Annotated in this window: 23 protein-coding genes and 1 tRNA gene; 15 read left to right on the plus strand and 9 right to left on the minus strand. The window is 67.7% G+C overall.

What is annotated here, in order from left to right; all coding sequences use genetic code 11:
- The first annotated feature begins 48 nt into the window (after positions 1-48).
- From MST3598_RS07595 to MST3598_RS07610, 4 genes are read left to right on the plus strand one after another with little or no spacing between them, the layout of a single operon-like run.
- Positions 49-576 carry an RNA polymerase sigma factor gene (locus MST3598_RS07595; protein WP_029260216.1) on the plus strand — a complete coding sequence of 176 codons (528 nt, stop codon included), beginning with the start codon at positions 49-51 and terminating at the stop codon, positions 574-576.
- Positions 569-1549 carry a hypothetical protein gene (locus MST3598_RS07600; protein ID WP_029260217.1) on the plus strand — a complete coding sequence of 327 codons (981 nt, stop codon included), beginning with the start codon at positions 569-571 and terminating at the stop codon, positions 1547-1549. Before MST3598_RS07595 ends, MST3598_RS07600 begins: the two co-directional genes overlap by 8 nt.
- Positions 1546-2019, plus strand: a complete 474-nt coding sequence (locus tag MST3598_RS07605; RefSeq protein WP_029260218.1) for a hypothetical protein — start codon at positions 1546-1548, stop codon at positions 2017-2019. Before MST3598_RS07600 ends, MST3598_RS07605 begins: the two co-directional genes overlap by 4 nt.
- Before the next feature lie 15 nt (positions 2020-2034).
- Entirely contained in the window at positions 2035-2991 is a 957-nt protein-coding gene (locus MST3598_RS07610; protein ID WP_029260219.1) for an NADP-dependent oxidoreductase, read from the plus strand.
- A 52-nt stretch (positions 2992-3043) separates the two neighbouring features.
- On the opposite strand, the gene MST3598_RS07615 is transcribed toward MST3598_RS07610, so the two are convergent.
- Together MST3598_RS07615 and MST3598_RS07620 are read right to left on the minus strand one after the other, a co-directional pair.
- Positions 3044-3544 (minus strand): hypothetical protein, encoded by a 501-nt coding sequence (locus tag MST3598_RS07615; RefSeq protein WP_029260220.1) that lies wholly within the window; start codon positions 3542-3544, stop codon positions 3044-3046.
- A gap of 56 nt (positions 3545-3600) precedes the next feature.
- Positions 3601-4248, minus strand: a complete 648-nt coding sequence (locus MST3598_RS07620; RefSeq protein ID WP_029260221.1) for a hypothetical protein — start codon at positions 4246-4248, stop codon at positions 3601-3603.
- Positions 4249-4441: 193 nt separating this feature from the next.
- On the opposite strand from MST3598_RS07620, the gene leuA reads away from it, so the two are divergent.
- The gene (gene leuA / locus MST3598_RS07625) at positions 4442-6196 is read left to right on the plus strand and encodes a 2-isopropylmalate synthase (protein WP_029260222.1); all 1755 of its coding nucleotides are present in this window, start codon (positions 4442-4444) and stop codon (positions 6194-6196) included.
- A gap of 82 nt (positions 6197-6278) precedes the next feature.
- Here the strand turns inward: leuA and MST3598_RS07630 are convergent, their stop codons facing one another.
- Positions 6279-6659: a VOC family protein gene (locus tag MST3598_RS07630; protein ID WP_029260223.1), complete on the minus strand. Its 381-nt coding sequence runs from the start codon at positions 6657-6659 to the stop codon at positions 6279-6281.
- Between the two features lie 67 nt (positions 6660-6726).
- On the opposite strand from MST3598_RS07630, the gene MST3598_RS07635 reads away from it, so the two are divergent.
- The gene (locus MST3598_RS07635; protein WP_029260224.1) at positions 6727-7461 is read left to right on the plus strand and encodes a TetR/AcrR family transcriptional regulator C-terminal domain-containing protein; all 735 of its coding nucleotides are present in this window, start codon (positions 6727-6729) and stop codon (positions 7459-7461) included.
- A 19-nt stretch (positions 7462-7480) separates the two neighbouring features.
- On the opposite strand, the gene MST3598_RS07640 is transcribed toward MST3598_RS07635, so the two are convergent.
- Positions 7481-8179 (minus strand): trimeric intracellular cation channel family protein, encoded by a 699-nt coding sequence (locus MST3598_RS07640; RefSeq protein WP_021198582.1) that lies wholly within the window; start codon positions 8177-8179, stop codon positions 7481-7483.
- 34 nt (positions 8180-8213) lie between these two features.
- On the opposite strand from MST3598_RS07640, the gene recO reads away from it, so the two are divergent.
- Together recO and MST3598_RS07650 are read left to right on the plus strand one after the other, a co-directional pair.
- The gene (gene recO / locus MST3598_RS07645) at positions 8214-8957 is read left to right on the plus strand and encodes a DNA repair protein RecO (protein ID WP_021198583.1); all 744 of its coding nucleotides are present in this window, start codon (positions 8214-8216) and stop codon (positions 8955-8957) included.
- Entirely contained in the window at positions 8954-9757 is an 804-nt protein-coding gene (locus tag MST3598_RS07650; RefSeq protein WP_021198584.1) for an isoprenyl transferase, read from the plus strand. The genes recO and MST3598_RS07650 overlap by 4 nt, the downstream gene beginning before the upstream one ends.
- On the opposite strand, the gene MST3598_RS07655 is transcribed toward MST3598_RS07650, so the two are convergent.
- On the minus strand, positions 9697-10308 hold the full coding sequence (locus MST3598_RS07655) for a hypothetical protein (protein WP_021198585.1): 612 nt from the start codon (positions 10306-10308) through the stop codon (positions 9697-9699). The two genes, MST3598_RS07650 and MST3598_RS07655, sit on opposite strands and share 61 nt — an antisense overlap.
- 69 nt (positions 10309-10377) lie before the next feature.
- On the opposite strand from MST3598_RS07655, the gene MST3598_RS07660 reads away from it, so the two are divergent.
- Complete coding sequence (locus tag MST3598_RS07660) at positions 10378-11064, plus strand: DsbA family oxidoreductase (RefSeq protein WP_021198586.1); 687 nt, start codon at positions 10378-10380, stop codon at positions 11062-11064.
- Positions 11065-11097: 33 nt separating this feature from the next.
- On the opposite strand, the gene MST3598_RS07665 is transcribed toward MST3598_RS07660, so the two are convergent.
- Positions 11098-11592 carry a glutathione peroxidase gene (locus MST3598_RS07665; RefSeq protein WP_021198587.1) on the minus strand — a complete coding sequence of 165 codons (495 nt, stop codon included), beginning with the start codon at positions 11590-11592 and terminating at the stop codon, positions 11098-11100.
- Between the two features lie 59 nt (positions 11593-11651).
- Between MST3598_RS07665 and dusB the strand changes: the two genes are divergently transcribed.
- From dusB to MST3598_RS07690, 5 genes are all read left to right on the plus strand, one after another.
- On the plus strand, positions 11652-12806 hold the full coding sequence (gene dusB / locus MST3598_RS07670; RefSeq protein WP_021198588.1) for a tRNA dihydrouridine synthase DusB: 1155 nt from the start codon (positions 11652-11654) through the stop codon (positions 12804-12806).
- Positions 12796-14181 (plus strand): deoxyguanosinetriphosphate triphosphohydrolase, encoded by a 1386-nt coding sequence (locus tag MST3598_RS07675; RefSeq protein WP_096359506.1) that lies wholly within the window; start codon positions 12796-12798, stop codon positions 14179-14181. The genes dusB and MST3598_RS07675 overlap by 11 nt, the downstream gene beginning before the upstream one ends.
- Entirely contained in the window at positions 14181-16040 is a 1860-nt protein-coding gene (gene dnaG / locus MST3598_RS07680) for a DNA primase (RefSeq protein WP_029260226.1), read from the plus strand. The genes MST3598_RS07675 and dnaG overlap by 1 nt, the downstream gene beginning before the upstream one ends.
- 36 nt (positions 16041-16076) lie before the next feature.
- Positions 16077-16850: an ATP-binding cassette domain-containing protein gene (locus tag MST3598_RS07685; protein WP_029260227.1), complete on the plus strand. Its 774-nt coding sequence runs from the start codon at positions 16077-16079 to the stop codon at positions 16848-16850.
- A 97-nt stretch (positions 16851-16947) separates the two neighbouring features.
- Positions 16948-17023, plus strand: a tRNA-Asn gene (locus MST3598_RS07690).
- 214 nt (positions 17024-17237) lie between these two features.
- Here the strand turns inward: MST3598_RS07690 and MST3598_RS07695 are convergent.
- Positions 17238-18674, minus strand: coding sequence for an APC family permease (locus tag MST3598_RS07695; RefSeq protein WP_029260228.1), 1437 nt, complete (start codon positions 18672-18674; stop codon positions 17238-17240).
- A 56-nt stretch (positions 18675-18730) separates the two neighbouring features.
- The gene (locus MST3598_RS07700) at positions 18731-19828 is read right to left on the minus strand and encodes an alcohol dehydrogenase catalytic domain-containing protein (RefSeq protein ID WP_029260229.1); all 1098 of its coding nucleotides are present in this window, start codon (positions 19826-19828) and stop codon (positions 18731-18733) included.
- Between the two features lie 113 nt (positions 19829-19941).
- Between MST3598_RS07700 and MST3598_RS07705 the strand changes: the two genes are divergently transcribed.
- Positions 19942-21360, plus strand: a complete 1419-nt coding sequence (locus tag MST3598_RS07705) for a PucR family transcriptional regulator (RefSeq protein WP_029260230.1) — start codon at positions 19942-19944, stop codon at positions 21358-21360.
- A gap of 60 nt (positions 21361-21420) precedes the next feature.
- Here the strand turns inward: MST3598_RS07705 and MST3598_RS07710 are convergent, their stop codons facing one another.
- Positions 21421-21888 (minus strand): septum formation family protein, encoded by a 468-nt coding sequence (locus MST3598_RS07710; protein ID WP_231479813.1) that lies wholly within the window; start codon positions 21886-21888, stop codon positions 21421-21423.
- Positions 21889-21964 lie beyond the last annotated feature (76 nt).

Raw genomic sequence — 21964 nt, forward strand, 5'->3', positions numbered from 1 at the left:
ATCCGGTATCACGTCGATGGCGGCGGGCAGGCCGCCGACCCCGGCGACATGAGTGGTCGCAGCGAAGACCCGAATCCGCTGCGCAACGAGGTCTTCACCCGAGTGTTCGATGAGCACTGGGCAGCAGTGCGGCATCACATCGAGGGCGTCGTCGGCGCGGAGGACGAGGTCACCGAGATCGTCTCCGAGGTGTTCCTGCTCGCCTGGACCAAGCTCAGACCTGCACGACCGCCGAGCCGTGTCTGGCTGTTGCGGGCGACGGATCGGCGGCTGCGGGCTCGTTCCGGCCGGGCGTCCACGCCCTACGGTGCGCTCGACGCTGTGCATCTGGGGCTCTCCGGCGAAGACGGCGGACCGGATCAGCACAGTCGCGTCGCGGTCCTGCGGGCTTTGGCTGTCCTCACTCCAGGTCAGAGGCGTATCATCATGCTCACGTACTGGGACGGACTCACGGTGGGGGAGATCGCGGAGTTGTTGCGCGCTTCCGAGTTGCGAGTGCGGAAGACGCTGGGACGCGCGCAGGATCGCCTGTGTGCGGAGCTGGGCCTGGAGGGGCGGACGACGGGTGATGACTGACAACGCCGTGCTCGAACGGATGCTGAGCGATGCCGATCCCGCACCGACTCCGCGAGACGCTGCGCCCGACGCGCGGGCCCTCGCGACTCGCGACCGCATCCTCCGCACGAGCACCGCACCGAGGCGTCGCCGTCGGCGTGCACTCGGCTGGGCCTCCGGCCTGACCGCGGTCGCAGCCTCGACGGCTCTGGCCTTCGCCGTGCTCTCCCCGCAGGGGGCGGCGGTGGCCGGGATGCCGTCACCGCTCGAGTTCGACGGCTCGGTCACTGTCGCTCAGGTCGTCGACGGGGCCGAAGCGAGCCTCGCCGAGAGCCCCGGTCCCGGTGAGCCGGTGCGATCGGTCAGGACCGCCTCCTGGGGGTTCAACGTCGAGGTCGATTCGAAGACCACGACCGTCGTTCCCCAGCTTTCGACGCTCACGTGGGAACCGGACGGTTCCGGACGTGCGACCACCATCGACGGTGTTCCGTACGACCCCTCGGACGCGGCGGCGAGCAATGCTGCAGAGGTCACCAGCAGCGGAAGAGTGGTCAACGATCTGGTGATGGCACCGGGGGACTTCACCACTCCCTGGACCGCTGTGCCCGGCGAGACGCACGACGACATGGTGGCGATGCTCCGTGCGTTCGGCATGCCGGACGACCCGACGGCATTCGACGTGGAGACCGCATTCACCTCCGTCCTCGGCCAATGGACGTTGACGAATGCGCAGCACCGCGAGCTGCTGCTCCTCCTCGAGGAGGCCGGCGGCGGTCAGGCGCTCGGAACGACGACGGATCGGCTGGGGCGACCCGTCGACGGCATCCGTGTGCAGTCGCCCGATGGGGCGGTGAGCGACGTGGTGCTGGTGTCCCGCGACACGGGAAGGATCGTCGGAGTGGAGCGCACCGTGCTGATCGCCGACGAGCTCTTCGCTGCGGGCTCGATCATCTCGTATCAGATGTGGGACGTGGAGGAGGATGTGTTCCGATGAAGCGCTCGACTGCTCTCGCGGCGATCGTCCTCGGGCTGCTCGTCGCCTTCGGAGCGACTCCGGCGATGGCCGCAGACCCGGGCGATCGTGAGGTCGATCCTGCCGTCACCGCGATGCTCGAAGAGGTGCCGGGCGGCATCGTCATCGATGCGACGCGAGCGGTGTGGCCCGACCTCGGCATGGAGCTGCAGATCCGCGGCGCGTCCAGCATCTCCGCGCGCACAGTCGGCGGCTGCGCGACCGGCAAGACCTGCGCATTCAATCTCGCGTCACTCGGCGGGAGCATTCTGAGCTTCAGTTCGTGCACCGTCAACGCCGTGCCAGCGAGCTTCGTGACCAGGTCAGCCGCGAATGCACGGACCTCCGGCTACATGCAGGCGCGAAACGGATCATCGGTGCTCGCCACCATCTACGCGGGCAACTGGTCCAACGTATCGGGCACCGTCACGAACCTGCGTTGCGTCCTCTGAGAAGCATCGCGCACCGTGGCCTCGACTGATCCGTTCCGCGCGTGGCAGTGGACCGCGCCGGTGTGGGGCCCGCCCGAGACCTGGGCGTTCGTCGAGCATGAGCTGCGCACTCCCGAACCCGGCGAGGTCACGATCCGTGTCCGCGCCGCGGGGGTGAACCCCGCAGACGCGAAGCATGTCGCGGCTCCCCGCACGGGCATCGAGCTGCCCGTCCCGATCGGGTATGAGGTCTCGGGGGAGATCTCGGCCATCGGCGCGGACACCAGGACAGGCTCGGGGGCCGTCGACATCGGCGACGAGGTCATCGCCTTCCGCGTGCGCGGGGGCTACGCGACCGAGATCACCGTGCCCGCCGAGAAGGTGTTCGCCAAGCCGTCGACGCTCACGCACCCCGAGGCCGCGAATCTGCTGCTCGTCGGCACCACGGCCGCAGAGATGCTCGCCGTCACCGCTGCGGCACCAGGGGAGACGATCCTTCTCCACGGCGCGTCCGGCGCCGTCGGCGTGAGCGTGCTGCAGCAGGCGCGGCTCCGCGGCATCCGCGTCATCGGAACGGCGAGCCCAGCCCGCTTCGGCGAAGTCCGAAGGTTCGGGGGCGTCCCTGTGGAGTACGGCCCCGGGCTCTCCGGCCGAGTCCGCGACCTTGCGGATGTTCCGATCGCTGCGGCCTTGGACACGGCGGGAACGCGGGAAGCCGTGGACGCGTCCCTCGAACTCGTCACCGACCGTCGACGGATCGTCACGATAGCCGCCGCGGGTCGCGCGGAGGGTGACGGCATCCGCTTCATCGCCGGGTCGATGCCTCAGAGCGCCCGCTTCCGCGACGAGGTGCGGGGAGAGTTGGTCGCGCTGGCGCAGAACGGCGATCTCGTGGTCCCTCTGGCCCGCACCTTCCCCCTGGCCGACGCACCGGCGGCGCATCGGCTTCTCGCCACCGGCCATCCCGGCGGCAAGATCGCTCTGATCCCCTAGTGCAGGGGCGTTGTCTGTCCGATGTGTGTCCGCTGCTTCAGCGTCCTCCGGCTCAGGCCCGCAGGTAGAAGATGATCCCGGCCGCAGAAATCAATGCGGAGACGACGAAGATCCAGATAGCGAACGTCAACACGATCATGCGGGCACTCCTCTCCGCTTGATCGCCCTCATAGATCTCAGCACCATTCACCTTCAACCGTTCGGCGGCAAGGGCGGTGAGGCGGCGTCGTGAGGCGAGGACGCCGAGCCCGAAGGCTCCCAGAACACCCGAGGACACGAGCGGCAGGATGAGCTCCCACTGCTCAGCAGGAGCGGGGCGGGGACCAGGCGCGTCATCGACGCCGTACACCACGAGGGCTGCTCCGACGATCACGAAAACGATGCCGATCAGTCGTGTCATCCATGGTCGTTGCGTGGCATTCGCCACGGATCCGCGATGTGATCCGATCACGTAGTTCCCCGCGACGATGAGCTCGGTGGTCTGCCGGGACAGGATCGACGCGAGGATGCCGATGAGGATGGCGAACCCGCCGATGAGCAACTCGATTCTCATCGCATCGCGACCGGAGGTCTATGCATGTGGAAATGATCGCACACGACGGCGGGCGCTCAGTCGATCTCCCGGAGCGCGGACGTCACGATCACGACACCGTCTCCGTACTCCGCGTCCGCGGCATCCTGGATCGTCCCGTCATCCCAGACGACATCGAGCCACACGTAACCGCGATCGGTGCGGAGCGTGACCGCCTCATCCCCGAGGCGGGCCGAGATGTCGTCCTGGATGCGGCTGAGTTCTCCGGGCGGCGTCGTGCCGTCGACACCGTCCGTCGGATCCTCCGGGGCGATCGGGTCGAAGAGTGCGAGCATGATCGGCGGATCGGTGTTCGTGAGTCGCTCGCCGTCGTAGGTGGCATACACGGCGTATGCACCCCACGTCGTCTCCCCGCTGGACTCGCGACCCTCCACGTCGTCCCAGGACCAGCCGTCGACGGGGACGCCGTCGCATTGCGGAGGAGACGACTCCATGATCGCTCCCATGCACAGCTGCACGTCGCCACCCACGTCCAGCACCGTACCCACCCCGATCACGCGCCCTTCGGGGAGATCGGGCCGGGCGTCCTCGATGCGCTGCTCGGATGACGCCGTCGTGCTCGTCGGAGCCGGCGAGGTGCCGGGGCCCGTCGTGCATGCGCTCAGGAACAGGAGGGCGACGCCTGAGGCGGCGGCGATGGACAGGCGACGCTGCGATGTGCTCATACCGACGAGTGTCGGTGGGATCCGGATCGTCTCAGACACGTCGGTACCGCGATCGCATCCCTGCTAGCATGACCTCATGCCTTTCGGCGGTCTGCTTCTTCTTAGCTGCCGCGACGAGTCCTAAAGCTAGGGCCTTCCTCGTCGCGGCGCTTGTGTTGGCCCGTTCATCTTGACGAAGAGAAGAAGCCCCATCATGCAGAACACTCAGCGCCCGTCCGCTATGCCGATCCACAAGTACCGGCCGTTCCACGAGCAGATCAACGTCCACCTGCCTGACCGCACCTGGCCCGACGCCCGCATCACCAAGGCGCCCCGTTGGTGCGCGGTCGACCTCCGTGACGGCAACCAGGCCCTGATCGACCCGATGTCGCCCGAGCGCAAGCGCGTGATGTTCGAGCTGCTCGTCAGCATGGGGTACAAGGAGATCGAGGTCGGCTTCCCCTCGGCGAGCCAGACCGACTTCGACTTCGTCCGTCAGCTCATCGAAGAGGACCTGATCCCGGACGACGTCACCATCCAGGTGCTGACGCAGGCGCGTGAGCACCTCATCGCGCGCACCTATGAGTCGATCGCCGGCGCCAAGCAGGCCATCGTTCACCTGTACAACTCGACGAGCGTGCTGCAGCGCGAGGTCGTCTTCCGCACCGACAAACAGGGCATCATCGACATCGCGCTCGAGGGGGCGCGCCTGTGCCGGCAGTTCGAGAAGACCATCCCCGACACGAAGGTCTACTACGAGTACTCGCCCGAGAGCTACACCGGCACGGAGCTCGAGTTCGCCGTCGACATCTGCAACCAGGTGATCGAGGTCTTCGAGCCCACTCCCGACCGCAAGGTGATCATCAACCTGCCCGCCACGGTCGAGATGGCCTCGCCCAATGTCTACGCCGATTCGATCGAGTGGATGAGCCGTCACCTCGCGCACCGCGAGAACGTGATCCTGTCGCTGCACCCGCACAACGACCGCGGTACCGCGATCGCAGCGGCTGAGCTCGGCTACATGGCCGGCGCCGATCGCATCGAGGGATGCCTGTTCGGCAACGGCGAGCGCACGGGCAACGTCGATATCGTCGCGCTGGGCATCAACCTCTTCACGCAGGGTATCGACCCGCAGATCGACTTCAGCGACATCGACCAGGTCAAGCGCACGGTCGAGTACTGCAACCAGCTGCCGGTGCCGGAGCGCAGCCCGTGGGCGGGCGACCTCGTCTTCACCGCTTTCAGCGGATCGCATCAGGACGCGATCAAGAAGGGCTTCGAAGCCATGGCCGTGCGTGCCGAGGCCGAGGGTGTGACGGTCGACGACATCGAGTGGGCCGTACCGTACCTGCCCGTCGACCCGAAGGACCTCGGTCGCTCCTACGAGGCCGTCATCCGCGTGAATTCGCAGTCCGGCAAGGGCGGTGTCGCCTACCTGCTGAAGGCCGACCACGCGATCGATCTGCCCCGCAAGCTCCAGATCGAGTTCTCGGGCGTCGTGCAGGCGAAGACGGATGCCGAGGGTGGAGAGGTCACGAGCGAGCAGATCTGGTCGATCTTCAACGACGAGTACCTTCCGGCGGTCGACACGGCGGCGAAGTGGGGACGCTTCGAGCTCCTCGCCACGCAGACCCGCAGTGACATGTCCGGCGACGTCGCCCTCGACGTGGTCCTGCGCGACGACGATCAGCAGGTGTCCGTCACCGGCAACGGCAACGGGCCTGTCGCCGCTTTCGTCGAGGTGCTGCGTGGGCAGGGCTTCGACATCACGGTGTACGACTACGTCGAGCATGCGCTCAGCGCCGGTGGCGACGCGCAGGCGGCAGCCTACGTCGAGCTGCAGGTCGGCGATCAGCGTCTGTGGGGCGTCGGCATCGACGGCGACATCTCGACCGCGTCCCTCAAGGCGATCGTGTCGGGTGTGAACCGTTCGATCCGCACGCGTCAGCAGGAGCTCGCGGCGGTCTGATCGACGCGTCTCGACGACGGCGGCCGGAATCCCCCGAGGACCCCGGCCGCCGTCGTCTGTGTGTGCACCTCTGGTCAGGGGGCTATGCGACCCATTGCACCAGCTGCCAGACGAGACCGTTCGGATCGGCGAACTGGCAGTAGCGCTCACCCCACGGCTCGGTCTCCGGGGGAGTGATGACCCGCGCTCCGGCGTCGGAGATGCGCGCGAACTCCCGGTCGATGTCGTCGACGACGAACACGACCAGGGTGCCTTCCCCTGCGGAGCCGGAGATCTCCTGCGGGCGGAACGTGCTCAGTCCGGTCTCGAGGAAGATGATGTTCGGTGGCGAGTCCGGGTGCTGCAGGGAGACGAATCCCTCGGCGGACATCGCCTCCTCGAAGCCGAAGTGGGTCTTGGCGAAGGACGCCGAGGCGGCGACGTCGGGAACGTTGAGCGAGATGGCGGTCTGAGTGATGTTCACAGTTCTCCTGTCATAAACTACGTACAACGTATAGAGTTAAGTCGTCGACGCGGGAGGGTATTCCGAAATGGCCAAGAATCTCGTGGACCTGCTCTGGCGCAAGGACGCGTCCGAGCGAGCGGACGGGCATCGCGGGCCGCGTTCTCGCGTATCCGTCGACGCCGTGGTCTCCGGGGCGATCGAACTCGCGGACGCCGGTGGGGCCGAGGCGATGACGATCCGTGCGCTGGCGCAGTCGCTCGACCTCACGGCGATGTCCGTCTACACGCACGTCAACAGTCGGGCGGACCTGCTCGTCCTGATGGTCGACGAGGCGCACGCGAGGATGGCGACGTCGCCGGCGGACGGAGCGGGGTGGCGAGCCCGCGTGCGTCGCGTGGCCGATGAGAATCTCGCCCTGTTCCGCGCCCATGCGTGGTTGCTGGACGTCGATGATGCTCGAGTCGTCGTGGGTCCGGGAACGATAGCGAAGTACGACCGCGAGTTGCGGGCATTCGATGACGCCGGACTGTCTGCTGTCGAGCGTGACGCGGCGTTGTCCTTCGTCCTCGACTTCGTGAGGGCGACGGCGGCGAGAATGCGCGGGAGTGCAGAGCGGGAGCGCTTCGGGCCGTTCTGGGCCGACGCCGCGCCGCGCGTGACGGGATATCTCGGCGCGGACTTCCCCCTTGCTCAGGCGGTCGGTCAAGCAGCCGGCGAAGCGATGGACGGCCCCTACGACGCCGACGTCGCATGGGACTTCGGTGTGGCACGGGTGATCGACGGGCTCGCCGGCATCGTCTCGGATTCCTCGCCGCGCTGAGAGCGTGTCGTGCTGGTTCTCAGAGGTCGGCGCTGGGCTTGACGATCGCGATCGCGCCGGTCTCTGCGGCCACCTTGCGGCGGTAGATGCGCCGCTGCTCGGGCAGGGAGACGTCGAACGTGACGGCGAGGACCCGGATGACGGCGGTGACGGCGATGCCGATGACCGCCGCGAGAGTGATCGGCATTCCGAGGGCGACGGCGATCACGATGAAGGTGCATCCTGCCCCCGCGGCGACCGCGTAGAGCGAACCGACGTGCATGATCGCGGTCGGAAGCCCCATGAGCATGTCGCGGAGCACGCTGCCACCGACCGCGGCGCAGACGCCGATGAAGACCGCCGGGACTTCGGGGATCCCGAATGCGAGGGCCTTGCTCGTCCCGAAGGCGCCGAACATGCCGATCACCACGGCATCGAGGACCACGATCACGGTGTTCAGCCGGGTGAAGAGGCCCGCGAGCAGCATGCCGAGCAGGGCCGCCCCGCCGGCGGTGACCAGATACCACTGATTCTGCAGGGTGGCGGGCGTCTGTCCCAGCAGGATGTCGCGGATGAGACCGCCACCCATCCCGATCATGATGCCGATGATCGAGACGCCGAGCCAGTCGAGTCGACGCTGCCCCTGGAACCCCGATGCGAACATCGCGCCCTGGACGCCACCGAGGCCGACGCCGAGGAGGTCCGCCCACAGCGGAATGGTGAAGAGCGGTTCGGTCACGCCTCCATTCTCGCGCACGGAGGATAATCGGAGGGTGCCCACCTATCGAGACGAAGCGGTGATCCTGCGCACCCACAAGCTCGGTGAGGCGGATCGCATCGTCATCATGCTCTCGCGGCGTCATGGCAAGGTTCGCGCGGTCGCGAAGGGCGTGCGCCGGACCTCGTCGAAGTTCGGGGCCAGACTCGAGCCGTTCATGGTCGCCGACGTGCAGCTGTATCAAGGCCGCTCGCTCGACATCGTGCAGCAGGCCGAGTCGCTCGGTTCCTACGGAACGGACATCGCCGCGCACTACGACCGGTTCACGGCGGCCAACGCGATGGTCGAGACGGCCGATCGCCTGAGCGACTCGGAGGCGACGCCCGACCAGTACCTGCTCCTCGTCGGCGGGCTGCGTGCGCTGTCCCGCGGAGAGCATGTCGCCCGCAGCATCCTCGACTCGTATCTGCTGCGGGTGATGTCCCTCTCCGGATGGGCGCCCTCCCTCGACGAATGCGCGCGCTGCGGCACTCCGGGTCCGCACTCCCGGTTCGTCGCGCAGCTGGGCGGACTGGTCTGCCAGAACTGCGCCCCTGCCGGGAGCCCCCGCGTCGCCGAGAAGACCCTGGCGCTGCTCCGGGCGCTGATCGCCGGCGAGTGGGACGTCATCGACGGGTCTTCGCCCGCCGACACGGCCGCTGCGTCCGGCCTGGTCTCCGCCTACGCTCAATGGCATCTGGAACGCGGGATCCGCTCCCTCGCCCACGTGTCCGACATCCCTTCGGAAGGAGAACGGTGAGCCCGAAGCCGTATACGCACAAGGACGCCGTGGCCTATCGCCCGCTGGACTGGACCGGCGTGCATCCCCCTGCGTTCCGGGCCGTGCCGGAGCACGTGGCGATCGTCATGGACGGCAACGGCCGCTGGGCCAACCGCCGGGGTCTCAACCGGATCGAAGGTCACAAGGCAGGGGAGGAGGTGCTTCTCGATGTGGTCGCCGGCGCGATCCAGGCCGGGGTGAAGCATCTCTCCGTGTACGCGTTCTCGACCGAGAACTGGGCGCGCTCTCCCGAGGAGGTCCGCTTCCTGATGGGATACAACCGCGACGTGCTGCACCGACGCCGTGATCAGCTCAACGAATGGGGCGTGCGGATCCGCTGGGCCGGACGCAAGCCGCGTCTGTGGGGAAGCGTCATCAAGGAGCTCCAGCACGCCGAGCAGCTCACTCGTGGCAACGACGTGCTCACCCTCACCATGTGTGTGAACTACGGCGGCAGGGTGGAGCTCGTCGATGCGATGCGGGCGATCGCCGAGGATGTCGCCGCCGGGCGGGTGAAGCCGAAGGCGATCACCGAGAAGATGATCCGCCGGAACCTGTATGTGCCCGACATGCCGGACGTCGACCTGTTCCTGCGCAGCTCGGGGGAGCAACGCACCTCGAACTTCCTGTTGTGGGAGTCGGCCTACGCCGAGATGGTGTTCCTCGACACCCTCTGGCCCGATTTCTCGCGTGAGGAGCTGTGGCGCGCCATCGGTATCTACCTGTCGCGCGATCGTCGTTTCGGCGGCGCGATCGACACGCCGGAGGCCTCGGCCTGAGCCCGGAGCCACCTCTCGGCTTCCCGCGGATGGCGCAGCCTCACGACGACGAGGTGGGGGAAGTGTTCCTGCAGGGCCGGAAACCGCTCGCTCCATTTGTGGAGCGTCGCCGTCTGCCACGCGAGGATGTTCTCCTCGGGATCGCGGTTCAGCAGGTTCCACGGTCCCTTCTCGCGGTTCCCGTTCCAGAGCTCGAGTCGCAGGATGCCGCGGGCGAGCGTGCGCCGGATCAGACGGGCGCGCACGACGCGGTGGGGATAGTCCAGCCAGACGGCGAGCTGCGCGCGCGGCGTGAGGATCGCATCCGTGCCCTTGCTCGTGTACTGCCACTCGGTGACCCAACGGTCGTCGGACGCGAAGGCGCGCACGTCGTCGAGGAACTCGGGGCGAGGAGTCCAGTTCGGTCCGTGGAACAGACCGTCGATCTCGACGTGGCGCAGGCTCCACATCGTGCCGATACGCCGCGACAGGGTCGTCTTCCCCGAGCCGGAGACGCCCGCCACCAGAACCCGCTCCGGCCGGAGCGGCAGCGGGTCGTCGGCGGAGAGCATCCGAGAAGCCTACCCGCGAGCTGTGGCTGCCTCGGAATAGCTCATAGGCGCATGCGGTTGCATGAGAGTGTGACTGAACCCATCTCCATCGACATCTGGTCCGACATCGCCTGCCCCTGGTGCTACATCGGCAAGCGCAACCTCGAGAAGGGTCTCGAAGCGGTCGCCGCCGACGAGGACGCACCGCAGGTCAACATCACCTTCCACTCCTTCGAGCTCTCGCCCGACACCCCCGTCGACTTCGACGGCGACGAGATCGACTTCCTCGCCGGGCACAAGGGAATGCCGCGCGAGCAGGTCGAGCAGATGCTGTCGAATGTGACCGGTGTCGCCGCGAACGCGGGACTCGAGTACCGCTTCGACCTGCTGCAGCACACCAACACGGTCAAGGCTCATGAGCTGCTGCATTTCGCGAAGGCCGAGGGCCTGCAGCACGAGCTGGAGGAGCGGCTCATGTCCGCCTACTTCACCGAAGGCAAGCACGTCGGCCGTATCGACGACCTGGTCGAGCTCGCGACCGAGGTCGGCCTCGACGCAGATCGCGCTCGCGCGGCGCTCGAGAGCGAGCAGTACCTGCCGGCGGTTCGTCAGGATCAGGCCCAGGCCCGCGCCTACGGCATCCAGGGTGTGCCGTTCTTCGTCGTCGACGGCCAGTACGGCATCAGCGGGGCGCAGCCACCGGCGGCGTTCGAGAACGTCCTCCGCGACCTCTGGTCGAAGCGCGGAGAAGCCGAGACGGAGACGGCAGCCGTCTGACCGTTCGGCGCCGGTCCGACCGCTCGGCTCGATCTAGCGGGTCAGCGCGGCTTCGATGGCGCTGACGATCTCGGGGGCGTCCGGCTTCTGCTTCGGGCGGAAGCGCAGGACGTCCCCATCCGGCAGCACGAGGAACTTCTCGAAGTTCCACTCGACCCGTCCGGCTTTTCCGCCGGCGTCCGGGGTCTCCTTGAGTGCCTTGTAGAGCTCCGCGGCGTTCTTGCCGTTCACCTTGACCTTGTCGTTGACCGGGAACGTGACGCCGTACGTCGTCGAGCAGAACTCGAGGATGTCGTCCACCGAGCCGGGCTCCTGGCCGAAGAACTGGTTGCACGGGAAGCCGACGACCGTGAACCCGCGGTCGCCGTACAGACGCTGCAGCTCCTCGAGCTGCTCGTACTGCGGCGTCAGGCCGCACTTGGAGGCGACGTTCACGACCAGCACCACGTCGGCACCGAGATCGTCGAGCGTCTTCTCCTCGCCCTTCGCGTCGGTGAACGGGATCGTGCGGAGCGCGGATTCGGTCATATTCACAGCTTAGATCGCCGCATCCCCGTGGGCTCCGCGTCTGGGAGAATAGAGGGGACATGACTCTCGCCACCGCACCTGCCCGCCCCCTTCGCATCGGTCCGATCGATCTCGACGTGCCGGTCGTCCTCGCACCCATGGCGGGGATCACCAACACCGCCTTCCGGCGACTGTGTCGTGAGTACGGCGCCGGGCTGTACGTCAGCGAGATGATCACCTCGCGCGCTCTCGTCGAGCGCAACGAGACCACCATGCGACTGATCCGCCACCACGAGTCGGAGACGCCGCGGTCCATCCAGCTGTACGGCGTCGACCCGAAGACCATCGCCGAGGCCGTCCGCATCATCGTCGCCGAGGACCACGCCGACCACATCGACCTCAACTTCGGGTGCCCGGTGCCGAAGGTCACGCGCCGCGGCGGGGGAGCGGCGCTGCCGTGGAAGTCGAAGCTGTTCGCCGACATCGTCGACCAGGCGGTGAAAGCCGCAGGCGACATCCCGCTCACGGTGAAGATGCGCAAGGGCATCGATAAAGACCACCTCACCTTCCTCGATGCCGGGCGAGCGGCTGAAGATGCAGGGGCGGCCGCGGTCGCGCTGCACGCCAGGACCGCTGGCGAGTTCTACTCGGGGTTCGCGGACTGGAACGCGATCGGCGAGCTGAAGCAGGCGGTCACGAGCATCCCGGTGCTCGGCAACGGCGACATCTGGTCGGCCGACGACGCCGTGCGCATGATGGCGCAGACCGACTGCGACGGTGTCGTGGTCGGGCGTGGCTGCCTCGGACGCCCGTGGCTGTTCGGCGAGCTGGCCACGGCCTTCGGTGGGGAGGGGAAGACCGTCGATGCGACACTCGGCTTCGTCGCGAACGCCTTCCGTCGCCACGCCGAGCTGCTGGTCGAGTTCTTCGAGGATGAGGACCGCGGGTGCCGGGATATCCGCAAGCACGTGTCCTGGTACTTCAAGGGCTACCCGGTCGGGGGCGACATCCGCACCGGACTCGCCACGGCATCCAGCCTCGCCGAGATCGACGACCTCCTCGGCCGGCTCGATCACACGGCGCCCTATCCCGGTGCGGACGCCGAGGGGCAGCGCGGTCGAGCGGGACACCCGAAGCGCACCGCCCTGCCGGAGAAGTGGTTGGAGTCGCGGGAGATCGCATCCGACACCTCGGAGATGATGCGTGGAGCGGAGATCGAGAACAGTGGCGGTTGACCCCAAGGCAGGCCTGCGCGCCGACGGCTACGACGCGCGAGACGCCGAACGCTTCTTCGCCGAAACCCATCGTTCCGAGCGCAACGATTTCGCTCGCGATCGTGCCCGTGTTCTGCACTCCGCCGCGCTGCGCCGACTCGCCGCGAAGACGCAGGTGCTCAGTCCCGCCAGCACCGCGGATTTCGCCCGCAACCGGCTGACGCATTCCCTCGAGGTGGCTCAGGTCGGGCGCGAGCTCGCTGTCGCCCTCGGCGTCTCGGCGGATGTCGTCGACACGGCGTGCCTGAGCCACGACCTGGGGCATCCTCCCTTCGGTCACAACGGCGAACGAGCTCTCAACGAGTGGGCAGAGCCCATCGGGGGCTTCGAGGGGAACGCCCAGTCCCTGCGCATCCTCTCGCGGCTGGAGGCGAAGGTCCTCGACGACGACGACCGTTCCGTGGGGTTGAATCTGACCCGTGCCAGCCTCGACGCCACGTGCAAGTACCCGTGGACGGTCGACAGTCCGGTGCCGGACCCGGGTGGTCGGCTGAAGTTCGGGGTGTACCCCGAGGACGAGGCTGTCTTCCGTTGGATGCGCGAAGGGGCGCCGGGGCGTCTCCGCTGCATCGAAGCCGAGATCATGGATCTCTCCGACGATATCGCGTACTCGGTCCACGACTTCGAGGACGCCATCGTGAACGGCTATGTCGACGTCGCTCAGCTCGCCGATCCCCGTCAGCACGACGCTCTCGTCGGACGGATCCAGCAGTGGGTGGGATACGACTTCACTCGCGATGAACTCGCCGATGCGCTCTACCGCCTCGCGTCGCAGCCGATGTGGCTCTCGTCCTTCGACCGCTCTCGCCAGGCACTGGCCCGTCTCAAGAACCTCACGAGCGATCTGATCGGACGCTTCGCCCGAGCCTCGGTCTCCGCGACCACGGAGGCCTACGGCACGACAGCACTCGTCCGCTACAACGCCCATGTCGTCGTCCCGCGAGTGATCGAGGTCGAGATCGCCGTGCTCAAGGGCATCATGGGGCAGGCGATCGTCACGATCGAAGCCCGCAAGGGCGTCTACAAGGAGCAGCGGCGGGTGCTGAAGAGACTCGCCGACGCCCTCTGGTCGACCGACGCGCTGTGGTCCGCCGGGTCCGATGTGCTCGAGCCCGCGTTCGCCGCGGACTTCGTCGCGGCGGAGAACGACGCCGAACGCGCCAGAGTCGTGGTGGACCAGATCGCGAGCCTCACCGACCAGAGCGCGATCGACTGGCACAACCGCCTCGTCGGCGAGATCGATCCGGCCGAGGTCGGGATCTGGACTCCCCGTCACGCCCGCCCTGGAGCCCAGGCGCACGCCGAGCGGCTGCCCGTCGCCGAAAGGGCGCACTGATGCCGCGGATCCGGCAGGCCGATGTCGATGAGGTGAAGGCGCGTACGAACATCGCCGACATCATCGGGGAGCGTGTCGCTCTCAAGTCGGCGGGTGTCGGGTCGCTCAAGGGGCTGTGTCCTTTCCACGATGAGAAGAGCCCGAGCTTCCATGTGCGCCAGCAGGTGGGGTACTACCACTGCTTCGGATGCGGGGAGTCGGGGGACGTCTACTCCTTCCTGCGGGAGATGGATCACGTCAGCTTCACGGAAGCGGTCGAGCGTCTCGCCGGGCGTATCGGGTACACACTGCACTATGAAGACGGGGGAGCAGCCCCCGAGACGAGCGGCCGCAGCCGGCTGTACGCGGCGAACACCGCGGCGGCGGAGTTCTTCCGTGCGCAGCTGCTCACCCCCGATGCGGAGGCAGGACGGCGCTTTCTCGGTGAGAGAGGATTCGACGCCGGAGCTGCGGCGCATTTCGGAGTCGGCTTCGCTCCGCGCGGCTGGGACGGGATGCTCAAGGCGCTGACCGCACAGGGGTTCACCCGTGAGGAGCTGAGCAATGCGGGTCTCGTCTCCACGGGGCAGCGCGGGGTCTACGACCGCTTCCGCGGGCGTCTGGTGTGGCCGATCCGGGATGTCTCGGGGCAGACCATCGGATTCGGCGCGCGCAAGCTCTTCGACGACGACCAGGGACCCAAGTACCTGAACACCCCGGAGACGCCCATCTACAAGAAGGCGCAGGTGCTGTACGGACTCGACCTCGCCAAGCGCGACATCGCTCGCGGCGACCCTCGCCGTGTGGTCGTGGTCGAGGGATACACCGACGTGATGGCCTGTCACCTCGCCGGTCTCACGACGGCGATCGCGACATGTGGCACGGCCTTCGGCACCGATCACATCAAGGTGCTGCGCCGGGTGATGGGTGACGACAACGCATCCGGTGAGGTCGTCTTCACGTTCGACGGTGACGAGGCGGGGCAGAAGGCCGCGCTGCGTGCCTTCACGGAGGACGACCGTTTCAACGCGCAGACCTTCGTCGCCGTCGCGCCCGACGGCCTCGACCCGTGCGATCTGCGTCTTCAGCGCGGAGACGCCGCGGTTCGCGGACTGATGGACGCGAAGCAGCCGATGTTCGAGTTCGCGATCGACCGCAAGCTGAGTGGCTTCGACCTCTCGACGGTCGAGGGTCGGGTCGGGGCTCTGCGGGCCGCCGCTCCGATCGTGGCCGAGATCCGTGACCAGCTCCTCCGGCCGGGATACGAGCGTGTGCTGGCGCGTCGGCTCGGGATGGATCCCACCGAGGTGCGCAGTGAAGTCGAACGCGCGGCTCGTGGGGGACCTGCACCGCATCAGGTGCGTCGGGAGGCTCCGCAGATCGACTCGGTGACCGGCGCTCCCCTCGTCGCTCCGGTCACTCTCGCGACCCTGCCCCGCAGCCCCGACGTCGCGGTCGAACGCGATGCGCTGATGGGAGCCCTGCAGTACGGGCATCAGGTTGATCAGGCCCTCCTCAACAGGGCTCTGGAGGCGCCGTTCCGCACCCCGGCACTGGATGCCGTGCGCGAGGCCGTCGCCGCGGCTCCCGACCGCACCAGGGCCGGCTGGGTGACCGAGGCCGTGAACGGCGTCCGCGAGCCCTACCGCTCGCTCGCGGGGGAGCTGCTGATGACGCCGTTCCCGGAGCGGACGGAAGAGCGGGCCGTCGCCACCGTGGCCGACCTCGCCCGCAGGCTCGTGCTCCGCCAGCTCGAGCACGAGAAGCAGGAGCTCCTCGGTGCGGTGCAGCGCGTGCCCGCCGATTCCGACGGTGGTCGCGCGCTGCGGATGCGTCTGCGCGACATCGACGCAGAGCGTCAGCGCTTCGCCGAGTCGTAACGCGTACCGGCATCGCCCAGAGGGCAGGATGGAGTCATGTCCCGCAGGCCCGTATCCACGAACGCGATCGATTGCTCCGATCTGGTGATCGACCGCATCGGCCACGGGATCCCGACTCGGGCAGTCGACGGCGTCACCTTCTCCCTTGCCCCGGGCGGACTCATCTGCGTCGCGGGCCCCACGGGTTCGGGCAAATCGACATTGGTCGCCGCTCTCGCCGGTTCCACCGATCCCTCGGTCAAGGTCGTCGGCGGGCGCGCCGAGGTGTGCGGGGTGGATGTGCGTCGCCCGGGTCGCAAGCATCGGATCCTCACCTACCGCACCGGATTCGTACCGCAGGGCGCCGGCGCTGATCTGCCGCCGCGACTCACCGTGAACGAGGTGATCGCGGAGCCCATCCTCATGCGCGAGCGGCGGGTGAACACGAAGGCGCTCTCGATCCGCGTCGCCACTCTGCTCGACGAGCTGCACCTTCCTCTCGGAACAGCCGCGAAGTTCCCCTACGAGCTCAGTGCGGGCATGCGTCAGCGCGTGGCGATCGCGCGGTCGTTCGTCCTGGAGCCGAAGGTGCTCATCGCCGACGAGGTGCTCGCGAATCTCGACCTCGAGGTGCGGCCGGTCGTGTTCGATGCGATCACCCGTCGTCGCAAGGAGCAGTCGATGGCGGCTCTCCTCGTCACCAATGACGCCGACTTCATCCGCGAGCTGAACGCCGAGACGCTCATGCTCCGCAACGGACATGTCGTCGCGCGCGGCGTGGGCAAGGACCTGCTGTGGGTGCCGAACGCGGAGTCGGATTCGCGCCACTGACCCCGACACGCCCGGCATCCGCGAACGGCGCCCCGGTGTCGTGAACAGGTCCGGGAGTTTGCTAAGCTTGTCGAGTTGCCCGCTCAGCGGTGCACATTCCTCGGTAGCTCAATTGGCAGAGCAGCCGGCTGTTAACCGGCAGGTTCTTGGTTCGAGTCCAAGCCGGGGAGCCAACGAGAGAAGCCCCCTCCACGGAGGGGGCTTCTCTCGTTTTCCCGTGCACCGAGCGGGCACCGTCGAGCAGGCACCGTCGAGCAGGCACCGTCGAGCAGGCACCGTCGAGCAGGCACCGTCGAGCAGGCACCGTCGAAGAGCCGACGTCGATCAGCCGAGGGACGAGAAGAGCCCCTTCATCGGAAGGGGCTCTTCTCGTCCGAGGAGGTCGGATCAGCCGACGCCCTCCATCGCGCTCGTCTCGGTGTTGCCGATGCGGGCGATGACGTCGGGCCGACGGCGGGCCAGGTAGGCGTACCGGGTGAGGGCCAGGGCGACCGTCACGAGGAACACGTAGGGGATCACGTTGTAGGGGAAGACCGGTACCGGCCAGACGTTCGCGAAGAAGACGTAGGCCATGGTGACGACGGCGACCGTCGCGCAGACCCTCACGAGTCCATTGCGCATCTTCGCGCGCTGCGTGTAGACGACACAGGCGATCGCGACGAGTGCGTAGGCGACCATGTAGCCGTAGGTGCCCCAGGTGTTCACCCAGACGAGGATCTCGCCGGTCGCCGCGCCCGAGAGCAGCAGCACGATGTCCACTGCCACGGCTGCAGCGCCGGCGATGATCAGGACGCGGTGAGGCGTCAGATGCTGCTCGTGGGTGCGTCCGAATCGTTCGGCGACGACGCCCTCCTTGCCCATCACGTACACGATGCGACCGATCACGTTGAGCGGAGCGACGACCACGGCGAAGAACGACGCGGAGACACCGAACGTGAGCACGGCCGCGAACCAGCCGGGCATCCCGATCAGTGCGGACATGCTCTCCAGGGGACTGGACGAGGTGGCGAGGTCGTCACCGAGTACCGTGATCTGGGTGTAGGCGGCGAACACGTACAGCACCCCCACACCGAGGGCGCTCCACATGATCGCGCGGGGGATGGCCTTGTACGGCTCCTTGGCCTCGCGACCGAGCGCGTCGGCGGAGGAGAAGCCGACGAAACCGAGGATGCCGAGGACCATGCCGGACGCGACCCCCTGGAACGACGATCCGGAAGCGAGCACCTGCGCGGGGTCCCACGCGGCGGGGCCGGCCCACACGAGCGCGGCGACCAGGAGAACGAGGATGATTCCCACCGAGACGAGCTCCAGCACGAGCGAGACCCGGGCGGACAGGCGGATCCCGCGGATCGTGAACAGCGTCGCCAGGCCGCCGAGGACGACGGCGAGGCCGATGTCCCACCCGAGGCCCTGGGCGGGGAGGCCCAGCATGGTGAGGAACTGCGCCATGTAGCTGACGGAGCCGCTGAGCGAAGCCGCAGCGATGCCGAAGCAGCCGATCAGCAGTGTGACGCCGGCGAGGAATGCGCCGAACGGACCGAGCCCCTTGGAGACATAGGTGTAGAGCGATCCCGCAGAGGCGTGCTTGCGGGCGAACACGACAACGCAGTAGCCGACGCACAGGATGACGATGGTCGCGAGTGCGAAGGCGTAGATGGTGCCGTTGCCGGCACCGAGGAAGATGGCCGCAGCGGTGAACGCGATGACGGCGCTGGGGGCGATGTTCGCGATGGCCTGGGCGGCGAGTTCCGGTCCGCTCATGACGCCGGTGCGAAGACCGGCATCGGTGGGCGTGCCGGGTGGGGCGACGACGGTGTCTGACATGGTTCTCCTGGATTCGGGTTTCCGGGGATGGGGTGAAGGCTGCGGGTGGCGTGCGGTCAGGGGATGAGAAGCGTGCGGAGCGCGGAGCCGGTCTCGAGATCGTCGAGCGCCGCAGCGGCCTCGGCGAGCGGGCGTCGACCGGAGATGAGCGGATCGATCTTGAGCTGGCCGTCCATGTAGCGGTCCACCAGCGCCGGGACATCGATCGAGGGACGCACGGAGCCGTAGTTGGATCCCAGGATGCGCTGGTCGGCCTCGGCGAGGACGAGGGGTTCGAACGAGGCACGGGCACCCGTGGGAGGGAGGCCGACGATCACGGCGGCACCGCCGAGGCCGAGCATCTGGATCGACTGCTCGGTCGTCGATGTGCGGCCGATCGCGTCGAACGCGTAGTCCACGCCGTCCAGGATGAGTTCGCGCAGCTGGGCGACGGGGTCGCCCAGCGAGGCATCGATGCGATCCGTCGCGCCGAACTGCAGCGCCATCTGCGTCTTCTCCGGACGCACGTCGATCGCGATGATGCGTTCGGCGCCGGCCAGGCGCGCGCCCTGCACGACATTGAGGCCGACGCCGCCGCAGCCGATCACGACGACGGTGGAACCTGGCTCGACCGCCGCCGTGTTGAGAACGGCGCCGACGCCCGTGGCCACCGCGCAGCCGACGACGGCGATGACATCGAGCGGCGCATCGTCACGGACCTTGACGGCCCCCGAGGCGGGAACGACGACCTCCTCCGCGAACGAGGAGACTCCGAGATAGTGGTGCAGCGGTTCGCCGTCGAGGCTGAGGCGCGAGGTGCCATCGAACAGCACGCCGAGGGGAGCGACCACGGTCGCGACCTTCTGGCAGCGGGCCTCGTGGCCGGCGCGACAGTAGCGGCACTCTCCGCACGGGGGCACCCAGCTCAGGACGACGTGATCGCCGACGGCCAGTGTGGTGACACCTTCACCGAGTTCGGTCACGACACCGGAACCCTCGTGTCCCATGACCAGGGGAGCGGCCGCATCCCATTCACCGCGCTTGACGTGGAGGTCGGAGTGGCACACGCCGGCAGCGGCGATGCGTACTCGAACCTCACCTGCACGCGGCGGGGCGAGGTCGACGTCGACGAACTCGATCGGGGACTGCGGATCGCGGAAGACAACAGCTTTCATGACATCCTTCGGGTGGAGGGGGCTGCCGACGATGCTAGGAGAGTGCGGGACCGCAGGCATCCGACAAATATGTGGATTGCAGAGCACGTGTTCACACTTTGTATGATCAGGAGGTGGCTCGTGATGTCGCCTCCGTGGCGCGATACCTCCAAGGGGAGCTGCTGCACGGGCGCGTTCCGAGTTCGCGACATGTGAATTCCATCGTCGCGCTCGAAGTGTTCGGCGCCCCGACCGACAGTCTCTTCACCACTCTCGTCACCGTCGACGCTTGGCAACTGGACCGGCTCGCCGACGATGCGGAGCGGGTCGCCCTGCTCCGGGACGTGGTCGTCGTGACGGATGCGGACACGCCCTCTGTCCGACGTCTGCTCGAGGACGGAGGCATCACGGCGATCGTCGGGGCAGGAACGTCGCGCGAGCTGCTGACGCCGATGCTGACGGCCCTGCTCGCTGTCGACCAGGCAGCCGAGGCCCGAGCGATCACTTCGGCGATGCGGGTGCTGACCCTGGCCGCACGCCGCAGCGGCATCACGGGGGTCATCGCCGAGCTCGCGCATCGGATCGATGGATGGGCGGTGCTCCTCGACCGCCACGGGGAGGTGATCACGACGGCGGGAGCGGGAAGCCTGCACATCGACGACGCCGTGGCGGTCGCCGTGGGGCGCCCGGTTCGCGTGCGCCATCGCGCGCTCCAGGTGCATCCGGTCGGCCCGGGGCAGGACATCACCGCCCAACTCGTCACCGCACCCCGCAACGACAGCTCGGGTCGGGGGAGGGAGCTCAGCTCGCAGGCCGCGGCACTGCTCGATCTTCTGATGCGCACGCGGGACAGCAGCCACCTCGAGCGTCTCGGCCGATCCATGATGCTGGAGACCGTGCTCGAGGGAGGGGAGGAGGCGACGCGTCTCCTGCGTCGCTGGGGCGTGCACGAACGAAGCCTGGTGGGATTCGTCCTGACCTCGCGCACCAGTGGCGTGGACGTGGAGCATCTGCTGGCGCTGTGGCTGGATGAGCTCGGGGCGGAGCATGTCTTCGCCGCGCAGCGTGGTCTGATCCGCGGCGTCGTGCGCGAGGAACATGCGGAGGAGATCGCGCATCGGGCGCGGTCCTTCGCCTCGACGCTCTATCTCGGGCTCGGTCGGCCCGCCACGACGGATGCGCTCGCCCGCAGTGTCGATGAAGCCCGTCAAGCCTGCGAGACGGCTCGCGCGGGAGGGGAGCGCGTCGTCCGCTATGCGTCGATCCCGACGGTGTCGTTCGTGCTCGGGCAGTTGGATGCGGACCAGACGCAGAGGATCGCGCGGCTTCTCGATCCGCTGAGGGCCGTCGAGCAGCGGACCGAGCTCATCGAGACCCTGCGCGTGTTCCTCGCCACGAACGGCGCCTGGGGCGAGAGCGCCACGCGGTTGCGGATCCACCGGCAGACTCTGGCAGCGCGCATCCGACGGATCGAAGACCTGATCGGGCTGTCATTCGCCGATCCCGATGATCGGGTGGCCGCCTGGCTTGCGATACGTGCCTCTGACGACTGATGCGCGCGTGCACGAAGGAGGGCCCCGCCGATTGGCGAGACCCTCCTTGATGGCTGTCGGTCAGCGTGCGGCGCCGGCCAGCGATCCGGTGGTCTGTCCGGCCGGATCGAAGATGATGCACTGGATCACGCGGTCGTTGTTCTGCTCCCAGGAGTCCTTGGTGGGAACGAGCGTGGTGACGTCGAGGGCCGAGTCCTGGTAGGCCACACCGACGAAGGTCGTGTAGGCATCGCCGATGCACTCCTGCGTCGCCGCGTCGACGTCGGAGTCGGAGAACTCGCCGTCGGGCATGGTGATCTCGTAGTACACCTCCTGGTCGTGCGGGTCGGTGCACGGGAGGACGTTGGCGTCCGTGAGCATGCCGGAGCCGGTGTCGAGCATGCAGTCGCCCAGCTTCACCGAGAAGACGCCGACGTTCGCGCTCTCCGTGACCTGGCCGGTCTCCTCATCGCGGTTGGCGTCGCCGGAGCCGCTGCCGAGAAGGCTGTTGAGAGCACTGCAGCCGCTCAGGGCGACTGAGAGTGCCACTGCGGATCCTGCGAGCATCAGAGCGCGTCGCGTGCGCATCTTCATCATGATTGGTTCCCCTCCGAAGCGTGATGTG

Origin of the sequence: Microbacterium sp. TPU 3598 (genome assembly GCF_002356155.1) — a bacterium.
Classification (GTDB): Bacteria; Actinomycetota; Actinomycetes; order Actinomycetales; family Microbacteriaceae; genus Microbacterium; species Microbacterium maritypicum_A.

Coding starts and splice junctions, on each gene's coding strand:
- MST3598_RS07620 (WP_029260221.1), bottom strand. CDS start 4,248: ATGAGCACATCGCAGCGTCGCCTGTCCATCGCCGCCGCCTCAGGCGTC.
- MST3598_RS07695 (WP_029260228.1), bottom strand. CDS start 18,674: ATGTCAGACACCGTCGTCGCCCCACCCGGCACGCCCACCGATGCCGGT.
- MST3598_RS07700 (WP_029260229.1), bottom strand. CDS start 19,828: ATGAAAGCTGTTGTCTTCCGCGATCCGCAGTCCCCGATCGAGTTCGTC.
- MST3598_RS07655 (WP_021198585.1), bottom strand. CDS start 10,308: ATGCTCTCCGCCGACGACCCGCTGCCGCTCCGGCCGGAGCGGGTTCTG.
- MST3598_RS07595 (WP_029260216.1), top strand. CDS start 49: ATGAGTGGTCGCAGCGAAGACCCGAATCCGCTGCGCAACGAGGTCTTC.
- MST3598_RS07615 (WP_029260220.1), bottom strand. CDS start 3,544: ATGAGAATCGAGTTGCTCATCGGCGGGTTCGCCATCCTCATCGGCATC.
- MST3598_RS07600 (WP_029260217.1), top strand. CDS start 569: ATGACTGACAACGCCGTGCTCGAACGGATGCTGAGCGATGCCGATCCC.
- MST3598_RS07605 (WP_029260218.1), top strand. CDS start 1,546: ATGAAGCGCTCGACTGCTCTCGCGGCGATCGTCCTCGGGCTGCTCGTC.
- MST3598_RS07685 (WP_029260227.1), top strand. CDS start 16,077: ATGTCCCGCAGGCCCGTATCCACGAACGCGATCGATTGCTCCGATCTG.
- dnaG (WP_029260226.1), top strand. CDS start 14,181: ATGCCGCGGATCCGGCAGGCCGATGTCGATGAGGTGAAGGCGCGTACG.
- dusB (WP_021198588.1), top strand. CDS start 11,652: ATGACTCTCGCCACCGCACCTGCCCGCCCCCTTCGCATCGGTCCGATC.
- MST3598_RS07635 (WP_029260224.1), top strand. CDS start 6,727: ATGGCCAAGAATCTCGTGGACCTGCTCTGGCGCAAGGACGCGTCCGAG.
- leuA (WP_029260222.1), top strand. CDS start 4,442: ATGCAGAACACTCAGCGCCCGTCCGCTATGCCGATCCACAAGTACCGG.
- MST3598_RS07665 (WP_021198587.1), bottom strand. CDS start 11,592: ATGACCGAATCCGCGCTCCGCACGATCCCGTTCACCGACGCGAAGGGC.